This is a genomic window from Stenotrophomonas sp. pho, assembly GCF_006228405.1.
In the GTDB taxonomy this organism is placed as follows: Bacteria; Pseudomonadota; Gammaproteobacteria; order Xanthomonadales; family Xanthomonadaceae; genus Stenotrophomonas; species Stenotrophomonas sepilia.
Window position 1 is genome coordinate 3,957,946 of record NZ_CP029759.1, and the last position, 18,609, is coordinate 3,976,554.

The 18,609-nt window shown below is 61.1% G+C and carries 21 protein-coding genes and 1 tRNA gene; 2 read left to right on the top strand and 20 right to left on the bottom strand.

Features of this window, described 5'->3' with window-relative positions:
- Positions 1-214 precede the first annotated feature (214 nt).
- Both DL544_RS18435 and DL544_RS18440 read right to left on the bottom strand, forming a co-directional pair.
- Positions 215-1,024 (bottom strand): hypothetical protein, encoded by an 810-nt coding sequence (locus tag DL544_RS18435; RefSeq protein WP_176556932.1) that lies wholly within the window; start codon positions 1,022-1,024, stop codon positions 215-217.
- A gap of 173 nt (positions 1,025-1,197) precedes the next feature.
- Positions 1,198-1,875: a hypothetical protein gene (locus DL544_RS18440; RefSeq protein ID WP_139727758.1), complete on the bottom strand. Its 678-nt coding sequence runs from the start codon at positions 1,873-1,875 to the stop codon at positions 1,198-1,200.
- A gap of 571 nt (positions 1,876-2,446) precedes the next feature.
- Between DL544_RS18440 and DL544_RS18445 the strand changes: the two genes are divergently transcribed.
- The gene (locus DL544_RS18445) at positions 2,447-2,638 is read left to right on the top strand and encodes a hypothetical protein (RefSeq protein ID WP_139727760.1); all 192 of its coding nucleotides are present in this window, start codon (positions 2,447-2,449) and stop codon (positions 2,636-2,638) included.
- Here the strand turns inward: DL544_RS18445 and DL544_RS18450 are convergent.
- The 18 genes from DL544_RS18450 to dtd form a co-directional block, all read right to left on the bottom strand.
- Positions 2,635-4,836, bottom strand: coding sequence for a hypothetical protein (locus DL544_RS18450; protein ID WP_176556933.1), 2,202 nt, complete (start codon positions 4,834-4,836; stop codon positions 2,635-2,637). The genes DL544_RS18445 and DL544_RS18450 overlap by 4 nt on opposite strands.
- Positions 4,837-4,992: 156 nt before the next feature.
- On the bottom strand, positions 4,993-6,417 hold the full coding sequence (locus DL544_RS22120) for a hypothetical protein (RefSeq protein WP_255312998.1): 1,425 nt from the start codon (positions 6,415-6,417) through the stop codon (positions 4,993-4,995).
- Between the two features lie 358 nt (positions 6,418-6,775).
- Complete coding sequence (locus DL544_RS21345) at positions 6,776-7,492, bottom strand: hypothetical protein (protein WP_176556934.1); 717 nt, start codon at positions 7,490-7,492, stop codon at positions 6,776-6,778.
- A gap of 326 nt (positions 7,493-7,818) precedes the next feature.
- A complete protein-coding gene (locus DL544_RS18460) occupies positions 7,819-8,160 on the bottom strand; it encodes a hypothetical protein (protein ID WP_065428276.1) in 342 nt (113 codons plus the stop codon).
- A 162-nt stretch (positions 8,161-8,322) separates the two neighbouring features.
- Positions 8,323-8,904, bottom strand: coding sequence for an HNH endonuclease signature motif containing protein (locus tag DL544_RS22595; protein ID WP_479692424.1), 582 nt, complete (start codon positions 8,902-8,904; stop codon positions 8,323-8,325).
- Positions 8,846-9,541: a phage antirepressor N-terminal domain-containing protein gene (locus DL544_RS18470; RefSeq protein WP_139727766.1), complete on the bottom strand. Its 696-nt coding sequence runs from the start codon at positions 9,539-9,541 to the stop codon at positions 8,846-8,848. The genes DL544_RS22595 and DL544_RS18470 overlap by 59 nt, the downstream gene beginning before the upstream one ends.
- Positions 9,541-9,771, bottom strand: coding sequence for a helix-turn-helix transcriptional regulator (locus tag DL544_RS22600; RefSeq protein WP_139727768.1), 231 nt, complete (start codon positions 9,769-9,771; stop codon positions 9,541-9,543). The genes DL544_RS18470 and DL544_RS22600 overlap by 1 nt, the downstream gene beginning before the upstream one ends.
- Positions 9,768-10,022 carry a hypothetical protein gene (locus tag DL544_RS21355; protein WP_019338907.1) on the bottom strand — a complete coding sequence of 85 codons (255 nt, stop codon included), beginning with the start codon at positions 10,020-10,022 and terminating at the stop codon, positions 9,768-9,770. Before DL544_RS21355 ends, DL544_RS22600 begins: the two co-directional genes overlap by 4 nt.
- Positions 10,019-10,219, bottom strand: a complete 201-nt coding sequence (locus DL544_RS22605; protein ID WP_019338908.1) for a helix-turn-helix transcriptional regulator — start codon at positions 10,217-10,219, stop codon at positions 10,019-10,021. Before DL544_RS22605 ends, DL544_RS21355 begins: the two co-directional genes overlap by 4 nt.
- Before the next feature lie 225 nt (positions 10,220-10,444).
- The gene (locus tag DL544_RS18485; RefSeq protein ID WP_139727770.1) at positions 10,445-11,293 is read right to left on the bottom strand and encodes a DUF6387 family protein; all 849 of its coding nucleotides are present in this window, start codon (positions 11,291-11,293) and stop codon (positions 10,445-10,447) included.
- Positions 11,294-11,863: 570 nt separating this feature from the next.
- Positions 11,864-12,196 (bottom strand): S24 family peptidase, encoded by a 333-nt coding sequence (locus DL544_RS18490; protein WP_139727772.1) that lies wholly within the window; start codon positions 12,194-12,196, stop codon positions 11,864-11,866.
- A gap of 65 nt (positions 12,197-12,261) precedes the next feature.
- Positions 12,262-12,462 (bottom strand): hypothetical protein, encoded by a 201-nt coding sequence (locus DL544_RS18495; protein WP_139727774.1) that lies wholly within the window; start codon positions 12,460-12,462, stop codon positions 12,262-12,264.
- Positions 12,463-12,476: 14 nt separating this feature from the next.
- The gene (locus DL544_RS18500; protein ID WP_139727777.1) at positions 12,477-12,734 is read right to left on the bottom strand and encodes a hypothetical protein; all 258 of its coding nucleotides are present in this window, start codon (positions 12,732-12,734) and stop codon (positions 12,477-12,479) included.
- A gap of 352 nt (positions 12,735-13,086) precedes the next feature.
- Positions 13,087-14,301, bottom strand: a complete 1,215-nt coding sequence (locus DL544_RS18505) for a tyrosine-type recombinase/integrase (RefSeq protein ID WP_139727779.1) — start codon at positions 14,299-14,301, stop codon at positions 13,087-13,089.
- A 176-nt stretch (positions 14,302-14,477) separates the two neighbouring features.
- Positions 14,478-14,553: transfer RNA gene (locus tag DL544_RS18510), tRNA-Ile, on the bottom strand.
- A 40-nt stretch (positions 14,554-14,593) separates the two neighbouring features.
- Positions 14,594-14,905, bottom strand: a complete 312-nt coding sequence (locus DL544_RS18515; protein WP_139727781.1) for a hypothetical protein — start codon at positions 14,903-14,905, stop codon at positions 14,594-14,596.
- 264 nt (positions 14,906-15,169) lie between these two features.
- Positions 15,170-17,023: an RNA polymerase sigma factor RpoD gene (gene rpoD / locus DL544_RS18520; RefSeq protein WP_005419586.1), complete on the bottom strand. Its 1,854-nt coding sequence runs from the start codon at positions 17,021-17,023 to the stop codon at positions 15,170-15,172.
- Between the two features lie 90 nt (positions 17,024-17,113).
- Positions 17,114-17,554 (bottom strand): D-aminoacyl-tRNA deacylase, encoded by a 441-nt coding sequence (gene dtd, locus DL544_RS18525; RefSeq protein ID WP_005419588.1) that lies wholly within the window; start codon positions 17,552-17,554, stop codon positions 17,114-17,116.
- 61 nt (positions 17,555-17,615) lie between these two features.
- On the opposite strand from dtd, the gene DL544_RS18530 reads away from it, so the two are divergent.
- Entirely contained in the window at positions 17,616-18,536 is a 921-nt protein-coding gene (locus DL544_RS18530; RefSeq protein WP_095378158.1) for a lauroyl acyltransferase, read from the top strand.
- The last annotated feature ends 73 nt before the right edge of the window (positions 18,537-18,609 follow it).

Sequence of the window (18,609 nt, forward strand, 5' to 3'; positions counted from 1 at the left end):
CCTGTAGGCATAGTGGCTGTCCACCATGACCACCGCCGTAGGGCCTACAAAAGCGACTACTAGGCCGCAGGAGCATTCGCCCTCCCCGGGACAACCATCCTCATGGAGGAGGTAGTGCCGATCAATCCTACGAATGAGGTCCTTGGCCAGCCCAGCGCGTGTAATCAGGTCCACGTAGTCCAGCTCGCCCTCTGCTGGAAGGACTTGGGGGACATCACATAGCAACATGGGACCGCTCCTTTTTAGGGACTCCACAAACAAACTGCAGACACCTCAACTGGTGAACATGGCGCCACCGTTGCGGAGCTCCAGAAAAAAAAGAGAACATCGCGCGTCTGGTTGTGTCCAAACCTCGTCCCCTATCAATTAGATCAGTAGGGTTGTCCTGTAACGTCTGCCATGTCCTCACAGAACCTCTCGAACCCCGTGCTTCCGTCCGCCCCCTAGCAGTCCAGTGCAGTGCGGCGGTTGCCGTTGACGATAGAATCCGGCCGCCATCTTTCGCATCGAAATTCAGCCAGCCTGCATCTTCGTAAAGTTGTTGAAGATGATTGAAAACCAACTCATTTATGGGATTTAACCGGCGTTCTTCACCGAAATGGCAGTACTGATTTCTAGCCCCATACACGATGATACCAAGCGGAAGATCTCCAACATCCCTGCCGAGGCAGAATTTCAAAGGCATCTCAAAATTATTCTTGATTCGAGAACCTGGATTCTCGCTGACGATTCGGTTTATCTCGTTCTCAAAGTGAAGAGCACCTTCTCCCTTCTCCTGCTGCACTCCGTACAGATCGATGATCTTGTGAGACAACACAATCAGTGATCCTGCCAGCATCTCGCAGGCAGCCTGTTCAGCACTGGCTTCCGCAAGGTCATCCCGAGAGATTTTCGACTGCGCGAGTGCTTTGAATGTCTTCGTAGTCGCAATCTCTTGCTTCTCTGCTATTGCATCCAGCAGCAGTTTGGCAGCGATCTTGCTGCCGGCCAGGAACTCATCCTTGGCAACCGGGTGTGCCCACATCACTCCACATTCCTAAAATTGTCGAGGCCCGATGCTAGCGGATTGATATGGAGTGCGGTCACTGCTTTTCCATCACGAAGCGCCAAGATTTCTAAACTAGACTTGTCTGAATTGCCGCAAGCACACGGGCCAGATCTCGCAGAACTGTACGCTCTCCTCCCTTCCAAGCATTCCTAGCCGTCACGGCCTTCCCTGCCTCGGTCCTCGGACCTGTCGAGTGCTCCCACGGACGCCAAGTTCGGATTGCCTGCGCCTGGCGCTGTCGACGTTCGGGGGTCCAACCATTGGCCATTCGCTTTCTCCTCCAATAGTACGTTCTGCACATTTTCTCGCCCGAGCGACCGATCCTGGCCCGGCCTTTCCGAGGCTTGCGCCGGACTTTCCGGGCCGTTGTTTACCTGCTGGTGCCCACTAGCGATGTTGGCCTGCTTCACGAAGGCCACCGTCCTGGGGTTCCGGATCTCCGCCAGGGACTCGAGGGTCGAGCGACACTGGGACTGAGCCTTCAAGGCAAGCCGCATATACGTCTCGGTCGCCCTTAGGTGGCTACCCATGTTGAGGGCCGCTCGCCGACTCATCTCCAGAAACACCGCGTTGAGGGCTATGGCCTGACTGGTGAGAAGTGAGTCCGCCTGCTCGGTTCCTCCCCGCTTAGCTCGCTCCACGGCCTGTTGGGTAGCCCCAACCAGTTCGCCTATCTCCGAGCCCTTGGCAAATCCGGAATGCTGAGCGAACAGGAGGGCTAAGAACGCGTTGCTGTTGACCCCTTCAGCCAGTTGCTCGGCATGGAGCTCCTCGTCCGATTGGCCAGGGCGGCGGGTGATCTTCAGCTCGGCGATGCTTGGGTCCATCGGGTACTTCCCCCTCAGTTGTCTGGTCCAGACTGCTGGAACTATGTGGACGCCGCTGGACGGTCCAACGCGCGCGTACTGGTCTCAAAATCGGTGATAGTCGGCCTACGGCCCGCACCAGCCCCCTGGTGTACGATCCGCCCAAACAGGGGGAGGACTCATGGACAGAGTGTTCCCGACCGCGCTCGCCTTTATGGCCCTCTTAACGATGTCCTGTGTCACCTTCGCCCAGACGTATGAGGGAAAGGAGGGAGTCCTGTATGCCTGCGTTCGAGATGGGTTACGGACGTACACTGCTACGCCCCTGCCCACTGATAGTGCATGCCGGACCATCAAGTACCGCTGGGTAGACAAGCGCTCTGTACAGCCTGATCCGCCTGGCACCTTTATGGGCTACAAGTGCTCCTCACACTGCAGCGGGCACAGGGCAGGCTATGCTTGGGCCTCAGAGCAAGGCACATCCTCGGTGCAGAACTGTCGAGGGAGCTCCAAGTCGTTCGTGGAAGGTTGCATGGCCTATGTGACATCCAAGACCAAGCGCAACGGCGCCAAGACCAACTGAGGCATCGCTATGGACTGGAAGACCAACAACTACGATCCCCAGAAGAGCTGGGACGCCATGAAGAGCGAGGCCTTCAACCAGCGCTACCCAGAGGGGAAGGCTGGCGGCAGATCCATCGCCTTGGCCATCGTTGCCGTCCCCCTGGGTCTCGCTGCAGTCGCTGGGCTGGTGTACTCGGTTCTGACCTTCTTCGGCGGCTAACGGCCTCCGGCCGTCTCAGCCTTCAGACGCTGTGCCAGCTCCACCACCTCGTCGTCATCCTCTTCCCTGCCAATCTGCAGCAGCGCATTGATCTGACCGGCAATGTCGCCGCTGTCCCGCTCGGTGTTCCGAGCAAGCCAGCGGACCGCCTTGGGGTTGGTCATCATTCTGGCGAGAAGGTTGTTGGCACCTGCCAGGGCTAGAGTCGACGCGACGGTGATTGCGGCCTGGCCCAGATTTCCCTGCAACGCATTCTGTCCAGCGATAAGTCCTGTGCCGCCAAGTGTCACGCCGAGGGCGGTCTGTTTGGCTGTGCCCGGCGGGTTAGCGAACACCTTGCTGCCGCTGCGAATGGAGTCGGCCATCCTAGCCAGCTTATTTACGTTCTGGACGTAGTCCGTCCCGAACCGCGCATTGCTGAATAGCTGTTTCTTAGCTTCGGGACTGATGTCCGCCCAGTTGCTCAAGAACGTCTCCATCGAGAAGGCATCGCCGGCAGCGTTCTGGTTGGCCTTGCTAGCACGTCCCATCCGCTGCAAGAAGGATGCACTGACGTCAGCGCGCACCTGTGCAGGGAGCGAGTCCATCACACGCTTCAGGGGAGTGGCGCCATTCCGCGCACCAGTGAACATGGCTTGGTAGGCAGCCTCCGGGCCCCCTTCCTTCTGGACGATCTTGCCGATAGCGTCCAAACGCTGCTCCCTGAGCCGGTAATAGTTGTTGGCTCTGGCAAACGCCTTCTTGGCCTCCGGCGTCGTGGCGGCAGCCTCCATATCTCGGGAGAGAGCCCCATACAGCTTTTTCCACTCAGCATGGGCCGCGTCACGGGTCAGGTACGTCGCCCCGACTTGCTTGCCAACCTTCGAGCGCAGTTCCTTAAGGGCCTGATACGGCAGCGTCCCGTCTGCCATGTTGCCCAAGGTGGTGCTCAGGTTCTGCTCAATGTCAGCTCGGCTCGGCACCGGCTCCATCACAGTCATTCCCAACGACTGCCTGCGCGCATTCCTCTCCGCAGCCTCCTGAGCTTGTCGCTCTAAGTACTGTCTGTAGGCGGCCGCATTCTCACGCATCCCTGGGCGGCTGAGGACTGATGCACCACCGGTGGTATCGCTGACCAGCGCGCGCTCAATCTGCTTGAGCGCCGCCTGATCGAACAGGTGGGAAAGCTCGGGTGCTCCATTGATCGCAGCGTTGATTTCCTGGAGCGCGCCTCGGGCATTGGAGACGGGAACCATTTCACCGGCAGGGAGATGGCGATCCAGTTCGCTATACAACCGATCCGAAACCGACTGGGTTCGATCGACAAAGCCACCCGGCCCGTAGATTCCCTGTTGCACGTTCGTTCCGACCTGAGTTGGAGTCAGGTCCGCGCCACCGGCCGATATCCTGTTGGACAGGTCATCTGTGGCGTTACGCGCCGCAGCCGCCTGATCAGCCGCGCGCCGGGCAATCTGGCCCGAGCCACCTGGAGTATTGCCGAGGTAGGTTTCAAGGGCACTAGCACTACGATTGCCAGTGGCTTGCCCGACACTGGGCGAGGTGCCAGAAGCTGCGAAGTCGTCAATCATGCTCTGTACGCCCGAGGCATCATTCCCCCTCGCCGCCCGGCGCGCGGCGCCAGCTGCAGCCGTTGGCACTGCGCCAGTGGCGCTGATTCGACCAGCCGTGGCGAGACTAGCAAGTCCGCTCAGGGCGCCAGGTGCAAATCCGCCAGCCAGACCGGCCAGCAGCTGGTTGCGCTGAGAGCCACCAGCCTCTTTGGTTCCTGATGCCGCAGCGCTACCCGTAATCGCAGACGCAGTCTGCAGGCCCGGCTGCGCGGTCAAGAAGTTGGCTAGGCGGTTCTGTGCCACTGGCGCCGTGCTACGGAGTGCAGGGGCGACTCCTGCTTGCGCGGCGCGGGGGACCATTGCGGCGAGCGCATTGATGCCGCTGCCGATGCCAAGCGTCAAGCCAGTGCCCGCAACGGCCTCACCGACGTCACCCAGCACGCGGTCTCCCGCCGTCTGCGCCTTGGGTAGGCCCAGGGAGTCGGCGAGAGCCGCAGCCTCCTCCCGGTACGGCCGGGCTTCCTGAGCACCCACAGCACGCGCAATCGGATTGACCACGTAGTTGTTGAAGGCGTCACCGCCGACCGCCCCCAGGAGACCGCCAGCGCTTTGCAGGACAGACCGAGCACCAAACATGGTGTCGCGCACAGCCCCATGCTTCCATCCATCCGGTGCAACCTGGCTGCGCTGGGCGGTCGACGTCGGGGCCGGAGTGGAGCTCGCAGGCTCCACAAGCTCCCCAGAGAATCGTGGCTTGCTGTTAGCCGGCTCATCAACCGGGATTCCATCGAAACGGGCCATTGCTTACCTCTTTCGGTAGGTTCGACCATCGTCCGGGTCGATGTAGAGAGAGCCGCTGGGAAGAGCCTTGAAGTCAGCATCCGTCTGAGGACGAGCAGGGCCAGCGGATGACTCGGGGCCACCACTGACGCTGCTTGTGACCCCAGAAAAGTCGGCCATGCCTGTGCCACGCACCGGGTCGTATCCGTATTGGCGTGCGATGTCTTGGTACTTCCGGGCTGTCCCGGTGATCCGCCGTTCTGCGTTGGTCGCGAGCTGAGCGGCTTGGTTGAGGAAGTCCTGGCGCTGCGTGGGATTCAACCGCTGGCCACTGATGGCCTTGTTGTAGGCATTGCGCACCTGATCTGGGACGCCTGCAGCGTTCTGCGCGTTGGCAAATTCCTGCTCGCGGACTACTGAGCCTGGATCCAGCATCTTCATGAACGCGAAGATCAGGCTCAGGTCGCCTGCTGCACTTGGCTGGCCGGCAGCCGCCTGGACGTTTCGATACATTGACAGGACGCCCTGATCCTCCTTGAGGTTCTGGGTCACCTCTTTGCGGAGGCTCTGCTCGCCCGTAGCAATGGCCTGCGGGGATGAGTTGTCGGCCGGACCTCCGGGGATGGGCGCCAACGCATTCCCCTGATAGACGTACCCTTGAGGCGCCTCACGCTGCTTGGGCGGGGTGTACCCCATCCTTCCGGCGGTGGCCACTTGCCTGTCAGGCAGAGTTACGTTGTCCAACGTTCCGCCAGCGGCGATATCCGCCTGTGCAGCGGCGAGCTCGTCCGGATTCAAATCCGACCCGAGACTGTAGCGGTTGCCCGCTGGGCCTACTCCAGTGGGCGACATCACCGGCTGTTGCCCCGAGCCAGGGAGATCGCTCAGCTTTCGCTCGCGAGGGTCCCAAATCATCTTCACGCTCCCGCCCATTCCATCAGGCATATCGACCATGTTGGCGTTGGCCGGCGCAAACGGCACTTCAGCCAACACCTTGCCCGTTGCATCGAATCGCTTGGATCCCGGCGAAAGGGTGAACTGCTCGCCCTGGGCTGTTGGTTGACCAGCAGCGACAGCCAGTACCTGATCGACAATCGGCATGACCGTGGCCGCGTCGAAGTCGTCAGGGATCTCAGCGCCAAAATTTCGCTTCAAGTACGGAACGGCGCTGCGGTAGATACCAGCTTGCATCTGCGGATTGCCAGCGAACTTGGTGAGCGACTTCGCCAAGCCAACGAGCTTGTTTTGCTGTCGATCTCCTTCGGCCTGATAGGACTGCGCGGTCTTCGGATCAAGGGCAAACGCCCGATCGGTAGCGGGCAAATCTCCCGCGATGACCTTGGGTGCCAGCTGCTGCAACTCTGCCAGCATGTTGCGCTGCGTGACTGCCTTTTGGCGCTCAAGACCGTTCTGCATGCCTTGAGCGAAAGAATCATAGAAGGTGGCCATTGGATTCGGGTACTCCGTCGGTAGTCGCCTGGCTGCGAGTTGGAAGGAGCGCCTGGCGCGCCTTCATCGGCAAAAAAAGAAGGCGGCAGCTCTCGGGGGCTGCCGCCTGGACCCGCCCTTGGGGGAACATGGGGTCCTACTAGATAGGTCGGGATTTGGGTGCTTGTGACTCCCGCGTCCACCTAGGTCTAAAGCCGTCCATTCACGAATGAATTCGACCTTGGTCATTTGGATTGCTCGCCTCACCTCGCCCTTAGCGTCGATGTAGGTAACGGACGCAATATTGCGTCGGTTGAACTCCCTATCGCGATCCAGTCTGTCGTAGGCCCTCAAGACAACGCTGCGGCGCTTCTGTGCCTCACTCGCAAGCGCTCCCCATGGCAGCGGCGACTCTCCGGCTGGCGCGACTCAGCCATTCAAGCAGGCGCCTCTCAGCCGACTGGACCTCGGTACGAAACCGTTGTTCTTGGAGGGCCTGGTCTTTCGCCGACTCCCGATAGGACCGCTGAGGCCGACTCACCAGCAATCTCCGCGCCGCCTCCAACGCAGCCCACTCCGGATGGCCGCAAGCGGTCATGTACATACAGACCAACGGCCAGCGTCTCTCGTCACCGATGGCATACAGCATCAGCCAGGCAGCAAGTGGACCGTCCAGTTGCGCGTCAGTCAGAGCATGCAGCACCAGCCTGCCCGGCCCCCTGACAGGCGCGGCCGTAAGCGATCCCTGTGTCTTCCAGCTCCGTAGCTGGCGAGTACGATCAGCCGCGGCCGGCGCGCGCATCACCGCCATCTGGTCAAAATCCAGCACTGCTTGGCGATCCTTCGAGCTGAACCTATCCAGCGCTTGCTTACGAGCCGCCACCTGCGTTGGTAGGTACTTGGATGCGGCCTGCTCAATCGAGTGCACGCGATGGATTGGCAGGTACGCACCGTCATCCGGGCAGCACTCCTCGCTGGAGCTCCGCCTCGTCGCATGCCGGATTGCGGGCCGTGTTGGCGCCCCGAAGCCAAACGCGCCGGCGATGCTCCTCACAACCAAGTCGACTGCCTCGTTCTCCAGCAGCACCATCTCCAAGTACCGCTCATGGTCTCGAGATGCCATGGGCGGCCTCCCAGCGCGACCCGTCCGGCAGACGGACTACTCCGCCTGGCGAACCGGTTCGCGCTTCTCCATGGAGGAGTCCCGAAACGACCGCCGTGGCTTGAAGCCCTAAAGCCAATGCTTTGAAGCAGGAAGAGCACGCTCCGCTTGGTATATATCTAGAAGGGTGTACACATAGCGACCTCGAAGGGGTGTGGATAACCGCCTGACTGGCCTGCATTGCGACCTCGTAGGTCTCTATGCGGGCCAACTCATAGCGGGATTGGCCTGCATCGCGACCTAGTTGGCCTACATAGCGACTACCCATTTCGATTCCTCCACAGGTTCAGTGGAGTTACGGTCGGTGGCTCAAGGTGCTTTTCGGACTCATCGACGGCGTAATAGGTCAGCGCGTACAGGCTGCACATGTTCTTGCCACCTTTGCGCGTTTCGATGATCCAACCTGCGGCAAGAAGTTCCAGCTTGGCGCCGTGCACCGTCGCCTTACTCCTCCAGCCACGGGTCGAAAGCATCGACCACGGGATGCTCAAATCGCCGTTCTTGCCTGGTCGGTATTGGCGGGCCAGCTCCAGCAACAGCTTGACGGCATTACCGGACAGTTGACCAAACTCCGGCGAGTCGGAAATCCTGTGCTCGAGCATCAGGAATGGCGCGCCCTTCGACCGCCCTACGAGCTTCTGCCGTCGCCTTTCAGTGTTTTTCTTAGGTGGCGCCTGGCCATGGCTGGCGCCACCCTCTGGAGACCGCTGGGCGCGGTCCTGGCTTGTACTGTGCATGTGCCCCCAAGGGCTAGGAACACGGCGTCAGCCGCGTTTGGGACGTTTGGCTCTACAGGTCGTCCCTGCATCGACGTGATGCCAGGTCTTCTTCTTGCGAATACACCTGATGGTTGAGCTATTTACGCCGTAGCGGCGTGCCCAAACCTTGGTTGGAACGATTCCTACCGTGCGCAGGACGGCTTCAACCTCTGCAACGCTGAGCTTGCACTGGGAGGAGGGGCTGCCGAACTTGGCTATGTTCCGTGCACGTTGAAGTCGGCGATTCTCCGAACCAGTCACCAATTGCAGGTTGTCCAGCCTGTTGTTCGACGAATCACCATCGAGATGGTCCACCTCCATCCCGTTGGCTACAGGACCGTGGACGGCCTCCCACACGAGCCTATGGGCGTACCAGGTTGTGCAGGATCCACCTGCTCGGCGTTGAATGACCCTGATGTACCCGTCACGGCTTCTCCGGCCTACTGCCCGTCCGCAGGCGCTCCATAGCTCCCCAGTACTCGGCGAGACAAGGAGGCCGCTGGCGCAGTGCTGTAGCCTGTCAGTCGCGCTAGGAAGCATTGGGGGCCTCCCAACCGATTTCCTGAGTGCGGCACCAAGTGACTGCATGCTGCTCAAGGAGAGGCTTGCGCTCACGGTATGCCATCCCCTGCCCGATCCACACCGCGTTCTGCATCCTGAGCTCTTGCTGCAGCTTGAGCTGGTCTGTAGAAAGCGAGTCCTCGCAGATACCGCCAAAGACCCCAGTGATGCAGTGATTCACGAGTCGATGCTCGGTGGCGTAGTCGTAACCCTTCGGGTCCCGGCCCAGCCCGACCAGCGTGTCGTGCAGGATCCGGCACATCACGGTGCCTGCAACGCGCTTTGCCATTGCCGCATCCTGCCTAGTGCCATTCGAGAGGAATGCCGCCGCGAGAACGTCGGCCGCCTGCTCCTGGAACAGAATCACTCGCTCCCTGATGGCAGCCTTCACCTTGTTAGGGTTCACTGTGGCCAGCCAGAACGGGAGCCTAGACAGGGGCAATGCCTGCATCTGGCGACCTTTGCCATCACCGGCAACCATCCCCCTTAAGGTAGACAGTTGCCGGGCCAACACGGGGTGAGATTTCAGCTTCTCGAGCTGCTTGGACCAATCCAGCCCCATGCCTTCCACGATGGGCCGCATGGCGACAAAGGGTTGTCCTTGGTGGAGACGGCCGATGAGTTCGGCACCGTGGAACTCGACGTGGACGATTCCAGTTGCCATTAGGCAGCCCTCCCCTCTTCGCAGCGGGAGTCGATCCAGCACCGCACCGCCTCCGAGTCCCAGGCAGACAAGCGGGCAGCCACTCGGATCGGTCGGGGAAACCGGCCTTCCTTCGCCATCTTGTAGATGAGAGAGCGGGACATGCCGCAAGCGGCGATCACCTCGGGCATGCGCATTAGAGTTCGGCCCTGAGCGGCGACGCGCCCAAGCCGGATAGCATCGGAGGTCATACCGAGGTCTCCTTATGCTGAGCCCAAGCCCGGCGGGCCGTGTCCGGCACCCGGTATTCAGTGAGGGAGTAAGAGCCGTAGCTGTCACGCCTCCGAACGCTGACAGCGAGAAGGAGCCCACGCTCGATCAAGCCCCAGGCATCCTTACGGCCCGGCTTGGTCTCGGCATGGGGGTGATCTGCGGTCCAGCCACCGAGGTCCAGCAGACGTCGCTGATCTGGGCTCAGATCGGAGAAGTCGAATCCGCTCATCGCACGGCCTCCAGTCTGGAGGACAGCACTCGCTGGAGATCGACCTCAGGGATCAGGGATCGAGTTCCAATTTTGACCGAGCGGATCTCGCCCGCTTTGATCAACTCGTAGAGGGTCGTCCGACTGACGCTGAGCCGGCGGCAGGCGTCGGGGATTCGGTGGAGCAGGGGGTCGAGAGCGTTCGTGGAAATGACCATTGTCCGTACCTGTTAGATGGGTACGAACCGGCGTCCGCACCCGCCCGGATGTGTCCGGGCGGATGTAAAACTAAGCACACAGCATCTGCACTAGAAGGGCCAAATGAGGCCCTCATTTTGTTCCGTCCGTATTGCGACACTTCTACTTTCCGGAAGATTTCTCCCCCCCTGAATTCTCCTGCATCTGCGCCGCATCCTCATTCGCAGCCTGAACTGCCAAAGCCTCTATATTTTCCTTGGAAGCCCAGGCTCGAGCGTTCGGCAGCAGAGTCTTTCGGATGTCATCAACCTCGACTCTACGCCCGGCTGGAAACGCCGCGTCGCACATGTCCCCGTAAGTGATCTTGTCCCCGTGAGTCGACGCCAGTGATCCAGTACAAGCAGTGGCACGTAGCCACTCTGTATCCAGCGGGAATAGTCCGCTCGAGAGAACGGGCGCTTGGCCGCACGATGACTGTCTAGCTGCCTCATCGCCGCCAGCCACTTATCAAAGTCCTGCCGAATGGTTGCATCTGGAACGCTTAGATCAATCGCGACAGCCCTATTGTTGGTCAAAGGCAGTGCTGACTTAGCGAACTCAGGGGAGTCACGGAGCGCGACAAAGAACGGTATACGACCGAATTCCTCATAGGTCCGGACCTGTTCCTTAGCTTCCAGCCACGCTTCGTAATCCGCACTTAGCTCACATTCGATGACGCGTCGAGAGCTACCAACCAATTCCTGGGAACCCTCCAGTTTTTCTAGACGCGCTGCCATTTGCGCGACCGTCCAATTGGTGATCGATGCAACGCTCCCAAAGGCGTAGATCTCTGGGTTGGAGGCATACTTTTCCTTCCACCACTCGTGCCCCTGCCTACCCAGGCTCTTCTGAAGTGTGCTGAACATCTTTTCGAGCTCCACTCGATGCTCAGCGTCATCCTCTACAACAGAGTGCAGGATCTCGCTGACGTCACTCACGATGGAGAGTTCAACTATGAGATTCAACCAGTTCTCAGTAGCGAAGCCCGTCAAATCGTCGTAAGCATTCAGATCGAACCAAGTGGGAATTCGGCTAGCGGATTTGGTGCTGGCCACGTAGTTCCTCCTCAATTGAAACTGCCTCTTACTGAGGCCTTGCGTCCAGGGATGACAATTCGAAAACAGGATGGTCGGACCTATCAGGGATCAGACATTGCGCTGGAACCATGCGTCTACCGGCGTACTCCTCAACGGTGACCGATGCCAAGTCGCTGAGAGCATCCTCCAATTGCTCCATGGTGTAGTCAGCCCCCCTCTTGGATTCAAGGCCTCGCATCAGAACCTCCCTCAGCGGTGATCCAGACCCAAAGAATCCATCGACAACGCCTCGCTGAGCGCTGTCCAGACTCCCACCGTAGGCCTCAACTGCCGAGCAGACAATATCGGCCAGGTGGGCGCTCTTGCTAGTGCGTGGGTCTGCTGCAGCAGCCTTAAGCGCCTGAAGGAAGGCGATACAGCAGACCCTCCCCAGCTCCCTGCCCATCAGATGACCATGGACTTCCGGCATCCGCCAATAATCACCCACCTTTGCATGGCTCTGGCGATAGAAGGGGAGGCGCTGGAGGGGGTTCGCACGGGTCCGGTTGAAGCGGACTGGGCGCCTATGTCGAGGCGTGCTCAATCTATTCACGCGACCCTCCTGATCTTCGTAACGGCTTTGACTGCAGCCAGAATGGACACCGACTCGCGCGGCAGCACTTGCCCTTGATCCATGAGCGACAGGCAGTACACGTAAAGTCCTCCACCGCCTCGGTCCTGTACAAAGCGAACAACAGCCTCTCCGTTGATATCTACGACGTAAACACCGTCATATCCCCATCGGGTAACACCGAGATCGACCAACAGGACGTCGCCAGCCTCCAAGGCTGGAGCGTTCAGATCATCCTTGACCGACACGTAGGCGACACTTGCTCCCGTGCGCTCGCCGGCCGAGCAGTCAACCACAGGGGCCGCCTTCATGGCCTTCGACGGACTCGCAAGCTCCCCTCCGTTACAGCTTGCCATAGCTTGGCTGATTGCCCGGCTCACAGAACCTCCTCGATCTTCTCGGCAGCAGAGGCGGCTCTCTCGTTGACCAAATTGACCACAGCCCGAACCGCAGGAGGGATCGCTGACTCTCCCATCTCGCCGGAGTTGAGGAGCAGATCGGTTACACCTTGGATATCCCATATAGCCTGTACTGCATCGTTGAGCGCGTGGCGCAGCTCAGTGAGACGCCCTTCCATCGCTGTCGCGTCCATTAGTCGGCCCTCGATGCACGGCGGAGTGCTTGGGATTGCTCCAGGAGATGATCTAGAACGGCAAGATCATCGAACGAGGGAACCGATTCGTTCTCCATGCAAGTTCTGAAGAAGGAACGCACAAAACTGACGTAAAGGCTGGCGTCACCAAGTGCGTGCAATGTGTCGATGCCGGCGCAGATCTTGTACGTGGGCGCGTTGTCCTGCACTGGAATCCCGCCATACGTGGCCTCAATGGTCACCTCAGAAGCAGCCATAGATCACCTCCAGGCATGTAGCGACTGACGTAGGGGAAGCAGTGGCCAATGCCAAGGCGGCGACAAATAGCGCCGTGCAAAGCTTGTATGTGTTCGCGTCGTCGTTGAGGGCGAGCCACCGGTGGACTCGGACGAGCGTGATTGGGCGAGTTGCCACGATGGTGTTTGATGGCCATTTTTTGGCCGAGCGCGCCCGTTCAGGCGCAACAAGTACAATGCTGCAATCCATGATCGACTCTCCAATAGTCGGTTGTGGTAGGCCGAGCTAGGGGTTCCCGCCCCTTTCTCGGCCGCTTTGTTTATGCGGCTGTGCTTCTTTGTTCGGCCCTCCTCAAAGGCCTATCTCCGGTGATTAGGCGCGCTTGGCTTTGAAGGCCAGCACGTTCGGTTCTGTAACGCGCAGCTGGTCGAGATAGTCAGACCAGGCCTGCATCATCTTCCGGCGTTCCGGCAGGTGGGTTGCCCGGTTGTAGGCCCGCCCAAGCGGATCCTTTACGGCATGCGCCAGCTGATGCTCGATGTAGTCCGGGCGATAGCCAAGCACTTCGTCCAGCACGGTTCTTGCCATCGCTCGGAAGCCATGGCCAACCATCGTGTCTGAGTCGAAGCCAAGGTTTCGCAGCGCCGCGTTCAGCGTGTTCTCGCTCATAGGTTTTTGGGCACTACGGACACCCGGAAACACGAACTCGCTGCGTTTGGTGTAGGGATACAGGTCCCTCAGCACTTCCACGGCTTGGCTTGAGAGCGGAACGATGTGCGGAGTCTTGGTCTTGCTGGTGACGTAGCGCCACTCTGCAGCATCGAGGTCGATGTCAGCCCACTTCGCCTGCCTCAGCTCCCCGGGACGGACAAATACCATCGGAGCGAGCTTTAGCGCGGCCTGTGTGACCAGTGCCCCCTGGTAGCCCCACAGCGCGCGCAGGAGGCCTCCTATAACAGCAGGATCAGTCACGCTGGCAAAGTGCTTGGTCTGAGGCTGCTCAAGCGCTCCTGTGAGGTCCTGAGCGGGATTTCGGTCTGCGCGACCCGTAGCGATGGCATAGCGGAATACTCGTCCAGCGTGCGCCCGGGCACGATGTGCGGTTTCTACGACACCGCGATGTTCCAACTTCCGCAGCGCAGCCAGTAGCACGGGAGCAGTGATGTCCCCAATAGGCAGATCAGCCAGCCCAGCCAGATCCTTCTCGATCAGCCGACGCTCGCGCACGACCGATCCAGGGGAAAGGCCCTCCTTCGTTCGCTTGGCGAGCAATTCCAAGCCGATGGCTCCGAAGGTGTTCGCGGCCCGTTCTCCTTGGACTGCCTTTTCGACCCTGGCCACTTGAGCGGGATTAGCCCCGCCGCGCAGCAATGAGCGCAGACGGTCGCGCTCGACGCGAGCAGCTTGCAGCGACATTGAGGGGTACTCATCAAGTGTGACGATGCTGGCCTTTCCCAGGTAGCGATAGCGGTAACGCCAGACCTTGGCTCCCGATGGGCGCACTTCGATGCACAAGCCGTTGGCATCAGCCACACGGAAGGAGCTGGCCTTCGGCTTGAGCGAGCGCAACTTGGTGTCGGTCAGCATGTGAGTCGAGCGCCTGTGAGTCGTCTAGGGGCATCTAGCCCGCTGACACACAGCCTGACTCACTTTTTTTGTGGATGCAAGTGGATGTCGCTGGACGGTTATGGACGCCTATCAGGGCTTAAATCAAGCAGCTGAAGGGCTTTGCGGACGTCTCCGGACTTCGCTGGACGTCAATGTGGTGGGCCCACCAGGATTCGAACCTGGAACCAAGGGATTATGAGTCCCCTGCTCTAACCGTTGAGCTATAGGCCCTGCGCAGCGCCACAGTGTAGTGGAGGCCACGCTCGATCGGCTACCCGGCAGCAGCAAGAGCCTCAGCAACACGCCCCAACCGTTTCTCCGCCGCTTCCACGAACCACGCCTGCCGCCGCAGGTGTGCCTGGAACAGCGCCACCGTCCTTCTGGCCTCTTCCAGTGCCTTATGGTTGCCGCCGTCAAAGCCCTCGACCAGTTCCGCACCAGACAGCGTCAGCAACGCATACGTCGTGCGGCGGGCAAACCCCAGCCGATCCTCACGCTCATCCTGCATCACCTCATCCCAATCAAGCAGCGACGGAAAATCAGTCTGCCGGGAATCAGACAGATCGTGCTCCACATCATTCATGGCCTCACTCCAAATGCATGACGAATCAGTGCAGCGGGCCGTATGTGATGTACGTGACCTGCTGCGCGCTTGCATCAGCGCCGATTGAGACCGGCCTGCCTACGCGATGTGTTGAGCATCTGCACGGTCAGCGTGCGGCTACCGCAGGAAGTAATCAAATGGCAGACGTGACATCGTCAGGATCCGACCGGCATGGCCGGGACGACCAAAGAAAAACCCCGCACCAGGCGGGGTTTCTCTCAACGCTTCAACAGCCGCTGGCTATCAATCGATATCCAGGAAGCTGCGCAGCTGCTCCGAACGGCTCGGGTGACGCAGCTTGCGCAGGGCCTTCGCTTCGATCTGGCGGATGCGCTCGCGGGTCACGTCGAACTGCTTGCCGACCTCTTCCAGCGTGTGGTCGGTGTTCATGTCGATGCCGAAGCGCATGCGCAGCACCTTGGCTTCCCTCGGGGTGAGGCCGGCCAGCACGTCGCGAACGGTTTCGGACAAGTTGATGTTGGTGGTGTTCTCGATCGGGGACTCCACGTTGGTGTCCTCGATGAAGTCGCCCAGATGGGAATCCTCGTCGTCGCCGATCGGGGTTTCCATCGAGATCGGCTCCTTGGCGATCTTCATCACCTTGCGGATCTTGTCTTCCGGCATGTCCATTTCCTTGGCCAGCTCCTCCGGCGTAGCCTCGCGGCCGTACTGCTGGAGCATCTGGCGGGAAATGCGGTTCAACTTGTTGATCGTCTCGATCATGTGCACCGGGATACGGATGGTGCGCGCCTGGTCGGCGATCGAGCGGGTGATCGCCTGGCGGATCCACCAGGTGGCGTAGGTCGAGAACTTGTAGCCGCGGCGGTACTCGAACTTGTCCACGGCCTTCATCAGGCCGATGTTGCCTTCCTGGATCAGGTCGAGGAACTGCAGGCCACGGTTGGTGTACTTCTTGGCAATCGAGATCACCAGGCGCAGGTTGGCCTCGACCATTTCCTTCTTGGCCTTGCGCGCCTTGGCTTCGCCGTAGGCCATGGCACGGCTGATTTCCTTCAGCTCTTCCAGGTCCAGCTGGGTCAGCTTCTCGATGTCGATCGTCGCCTGCTGTTCGGCGATGATCTGGTCCTTCACTTCGCGCAGGGCCGACGACCACTTCTGCTTGCGCTTCAGTGCGTCTTCCACCCACTCCAGGTTGGTCTGGTTGCCTTCCCAGGAACGGATGAAGTCCTTGCGCGGCATGCGCGCGGTGACGGTGGCCAGGTTCAGCACACGGCGCTCATGCGACTTGATGTCGGCCATGGTGTCGCGCAGCTGCTTGGTCAGCACGTCGGTCAGCGGCAGCGGCAGCTTCAGGGTGACGAACACCGCCGACATCTCTTCGCGCAGGCGCGGCAGGTTCTTCTTGTCGCCCTTGGTTGCGGCCTTCTTGAAAGCGTTGAAGGCATCGCTCAGTGCCTGCATGCGCGCGGCGACTTCCTCCGGATCCGGACCGGTCGGTGCGGCTTCTTCATCGCCACCGTCGACATCGTCGTCCTCGTCCTCGTCGCCTTCGGCGTCCGCATCGGCGCTGTCATCGGCAACGACCGCCGGCGGTGCCGGCTCTTCGTCGACCAGGTCGTTGAAGCCGACGATCACTTCGGCCAGGCGCTTCTTGCCTTCCTTGTGGGCTTCGTAGTCGTTCAGCAGCGACTCGACCGAAACCGGGAACTGGCCCAGGGCCGCCTGGACCTGCGAAAGGCCTTCCTCGATGCGCTTGGCGATGGCGATTTCGCCTTCGCGGGTCAGCAGCTCGACGGTGCCCATTTCGCGCATGTACATGCGCACCGGGTCGGTGGTACGGCCACCTTCGGTGTCGAGCGCGCTCAGCGCGGCGGCAGCTTCTTCAGCCGCGGTGTCATCGACTTCGCGGTTGCCGGTGTTGCCATCGTTGAGAAGCAGGGTTTCCACATCCGGCGCAACTTCATGGACATCGATGCCCATGCCGTTGATCATGCCGATGATGTCTTCGATCTGTTCCGGGTCGACCATGTCGTCCGGCAGATGGTCATTGACTTCGGCGTAGGTCAGGTAGCCCTGTTCCAGGCCCTTGCTGATCAGTTGCTTGATTTCGGATTGGGCAGGACGTTCGTTGGCCATGTAGTGCTCGCGCCACCGGCTAGGGAGAAATAGGGAACGTAGCATTATACCAGCCCGGGGCCCCGCCTGCCGGGCGGTGGTCCCGCAGGCTCAGGGCCTGAGAAGGAAGGTCACGGGACCGTCATTGACCAGGCTGACGACCATATGGGCGCCAAATCGGCCCGTTTCCACCCCCGGCGCGTGATTTTCACGACAGATCTCGACAAATCGATTGAACCCGCGTTCAGCCTCGTCCGGCGGTGCGGCCGTCGTGAAGCTGGGGCGCATGCCCGAACGGGTATCGGCGGCCAGGGTGAACTGGCTGACCAGCAGCAGGCCGCCGCCGGTGTCGCGCAGCGACCGGTTCATCTTCCCGGCCTCGTCGGCGAACACCCGGTAGCCCAGCAGGCGCTCGGCCATCCGTCGCAGCTGGGCCTCGGTATCGCCCGGTTCCATGCCGACCAGGGCCAGCAGGCCGGGGCCGATCTGCCCCACCACTTCCTGGTCGACATGGACGGCGGCCTGGCTGACGCGCTGGATCAGGACGAGCATCGTGGGCTTCCAATGAACAGGGCCGGCCACGATAGCAGCGCCCTTGGCTAAACTGGCGCCGATGAATCCGCAACGCAAAGCCCGGCTGGTCTACCGCGCCACCACCCTGTTCGCCCGCCTGCCCTGGCCAGTGTTGCGGGCGTTCGCGCATGCCCTGGCGTGGACGTGGGTCCGTCTCAACGCTCGCGAGAGCCGCGTCACCCGGCGCAACCTGGAACTGGCCTACCCGGAACTGGACGGTCCGGCGCGCGACCGCCTGCACCGCGAGCTGCTGCGCTCCACCGCCCTGCAGGCCATCGAGACGCTGCGGCTCTGGAGCCAGAGGCCGGCCGACAACCTGCGCCTGCACCTGAAGCAGCGCCACGGCGAATCCCTGTACGACGCGGCCCTGGCCAGCGGCAAGGGCGTGATCGTGGCCGCACCCCACTTCGGCAACTGGGAGCTGCTGAACCAGTGGCTGGCCTCGCGCGGGCACATCGCCATCGTCTACAAGCCACCGGAGGACGAGGCCAGCGACGCCTTCCTGCAGCTGGTGCGGGGCGGCCAGAACGTGCAGCAGGTGCGCGCCGAGGGTCCCGCCGTGCGCCAGCTGTTCAAGGTGCTCAAGGACGGTGGTGCCACCGGCATCCTGCCCGACCAGCAACCCAAGGCCGGCGACGGCGTGTTCGTGCCGTTCTTCGGCGTGCAGGCACTGACCATGACCCTGGTCAACCGGCTGGCCGAGCGTACCGGCGCCACCGTGCTGTATGGCTGGTGCGAGCGCGTTGGGCCGGACATGGAATTCGCCCTGCACATCGAGCCGACCGACCCGGCCGTGGCCGACCCGGACCCGCAGGTGGCGGCCACCGCGCTCAACGCCGGCATCGAGCGCATCGCCCGCCGCGACCCGACGCAGTACCAATGGACCTACAAGCGCTATACGCTGCGGCCACCGGGCAGCGGCGAGGAAGACCCGTACGCGACCGAAGAGCATCCGCACTGACGGTCGCACCACGCGGGCCCGTCCGGCCCCTGCGACCGGCGGCCGCACCACGTTGAATACGACGCCGGCGCCC

Bases quoted from the DNA above. Each gene is read 5' to 3' on its own strand.
- rpoD (WP_005419586.1), bottom strand. From the start codon at position 17,023: ATGGCCAACGAACGTCCTGCCCAATCCGAAATCAAGCAACTGATCAGC.
- DL544_RS22600 (WP_139727768.1), bottom strand. From the start codon at position 9,771: ATGACCTCCGATGCTATCCGGCTTGGGCGCGTCGCCGCTCAGGGCCGA.
- DL544_RS18460 (WP_065428276.1), bottom strand. From the start codon at position 8,160: ATGCTCGAGCACAGGATTTCCGACTCGCCGGAGTTTGGTCAACTGTCC.
- DL544_RS22120 (WP_255312998.1), bottom strand. From the start codon at position 6,417: ATGGCCACCTTCTATGATTCTTTCGCTCAAGGCATGCAGAACGGTCTT.
- dtd (WP_005419588.1), bottom strand. From the start codon at position 17,554: ATGCTCGTCCTGATCCAGCGCGTCAGCCAGGCCGCCGTCCATGTCGAC.
- DL544_RS18435 (WP_176556932.1), bottom strand. From the start codon at position 1,024: ATGTGGGCACACCCGGTTGCCAAGGATGAGTTCCTGGCCGGCAGCAAG.
- DL544_RS18495 (WP_139727774.1), bottom strand. From the start codon at position 12,462: ATGGAAGGGCGTCTCACTGAGCTGCGCCACGCGCTCAACGATGCAGTA.
- DL544_RS18445 (WP_139727760.1), top strand. From the start codon at position 2,447: ATGGACTGGAAGACCAACAACTACGATCCCCAGAAGAGCTGGGACGCC.
- DL544_RS18530 (WP_095378158.1), top strand. From the start codon at position 17,616: ATGAATCCGCAACGCAAAGCCCGGCTGGTCTACCGCGCCACCACCCTG.
- DL544_RS18440 (WP_139727758.1), bottom strand. From the start codon at position 1,875: ATGGACCCAAGCATCGCCGAGCTGAAGATCACCCGCCGCCCTGGCCAA.
- DL544_RS18470 (WP_139727766.1), bottom strand. From the start codon at position 9,541: ATGGCAACTGGAATCGTCCACGTCGAGTTCCACGGTGCCGAACTCATC.
- DL544_RS21355 (WP_019338907.1), bottom strand. From the start codon at position 10,022: ATGAGCGGATTCGACTTCTCCGATCTGAGCCCAGATCAGCGACGTCTG.
- DL544_RS22595 (WP_479692424.1), bottom strand. From the start codon at position 8,904: ATGCAGTCACTTGGTGCCGCACTCAGGAAATCGGTTGGGAGGCCCCCA.
- DL544_RS18515 (WP_139727781.1), bottom strand. From the start codon at position 14,905: ATGAATGATGTGGAGCACGATCTGTCTGATTCCCGGCAGACTGATTTT.
- DL544_RS22605 (WP_019338908.1), bottom strand. From the start codon at position 10,219: ATGGTCATTTCCACGAACGCTCTCGACCCCCTGCTCCACCGAATCCCC.
- DL544_RS18505 (WP_139727779.1), bottom strand. From the start codon at position 14,301: ATGCTGACCGACACCAAGTTGCGCTCGCTCAAGCCGAAGGCCAGCTCC.
- DL544_RS18500 (WP_139727777.1), bottom strand. From the start codon at position 12,734: ATGGCTGCTTCTGAGGTGACCATTGAGGCCACGTATGGCGGGATTCCA.
- DL544_RS18490 (WP_139727772.1), bottom strand. From the start codon at position 12,196: ATGAAGGCGGCCCCTGTGGTTGACTGCTCGGCCGGCGAGCGCACGGGA.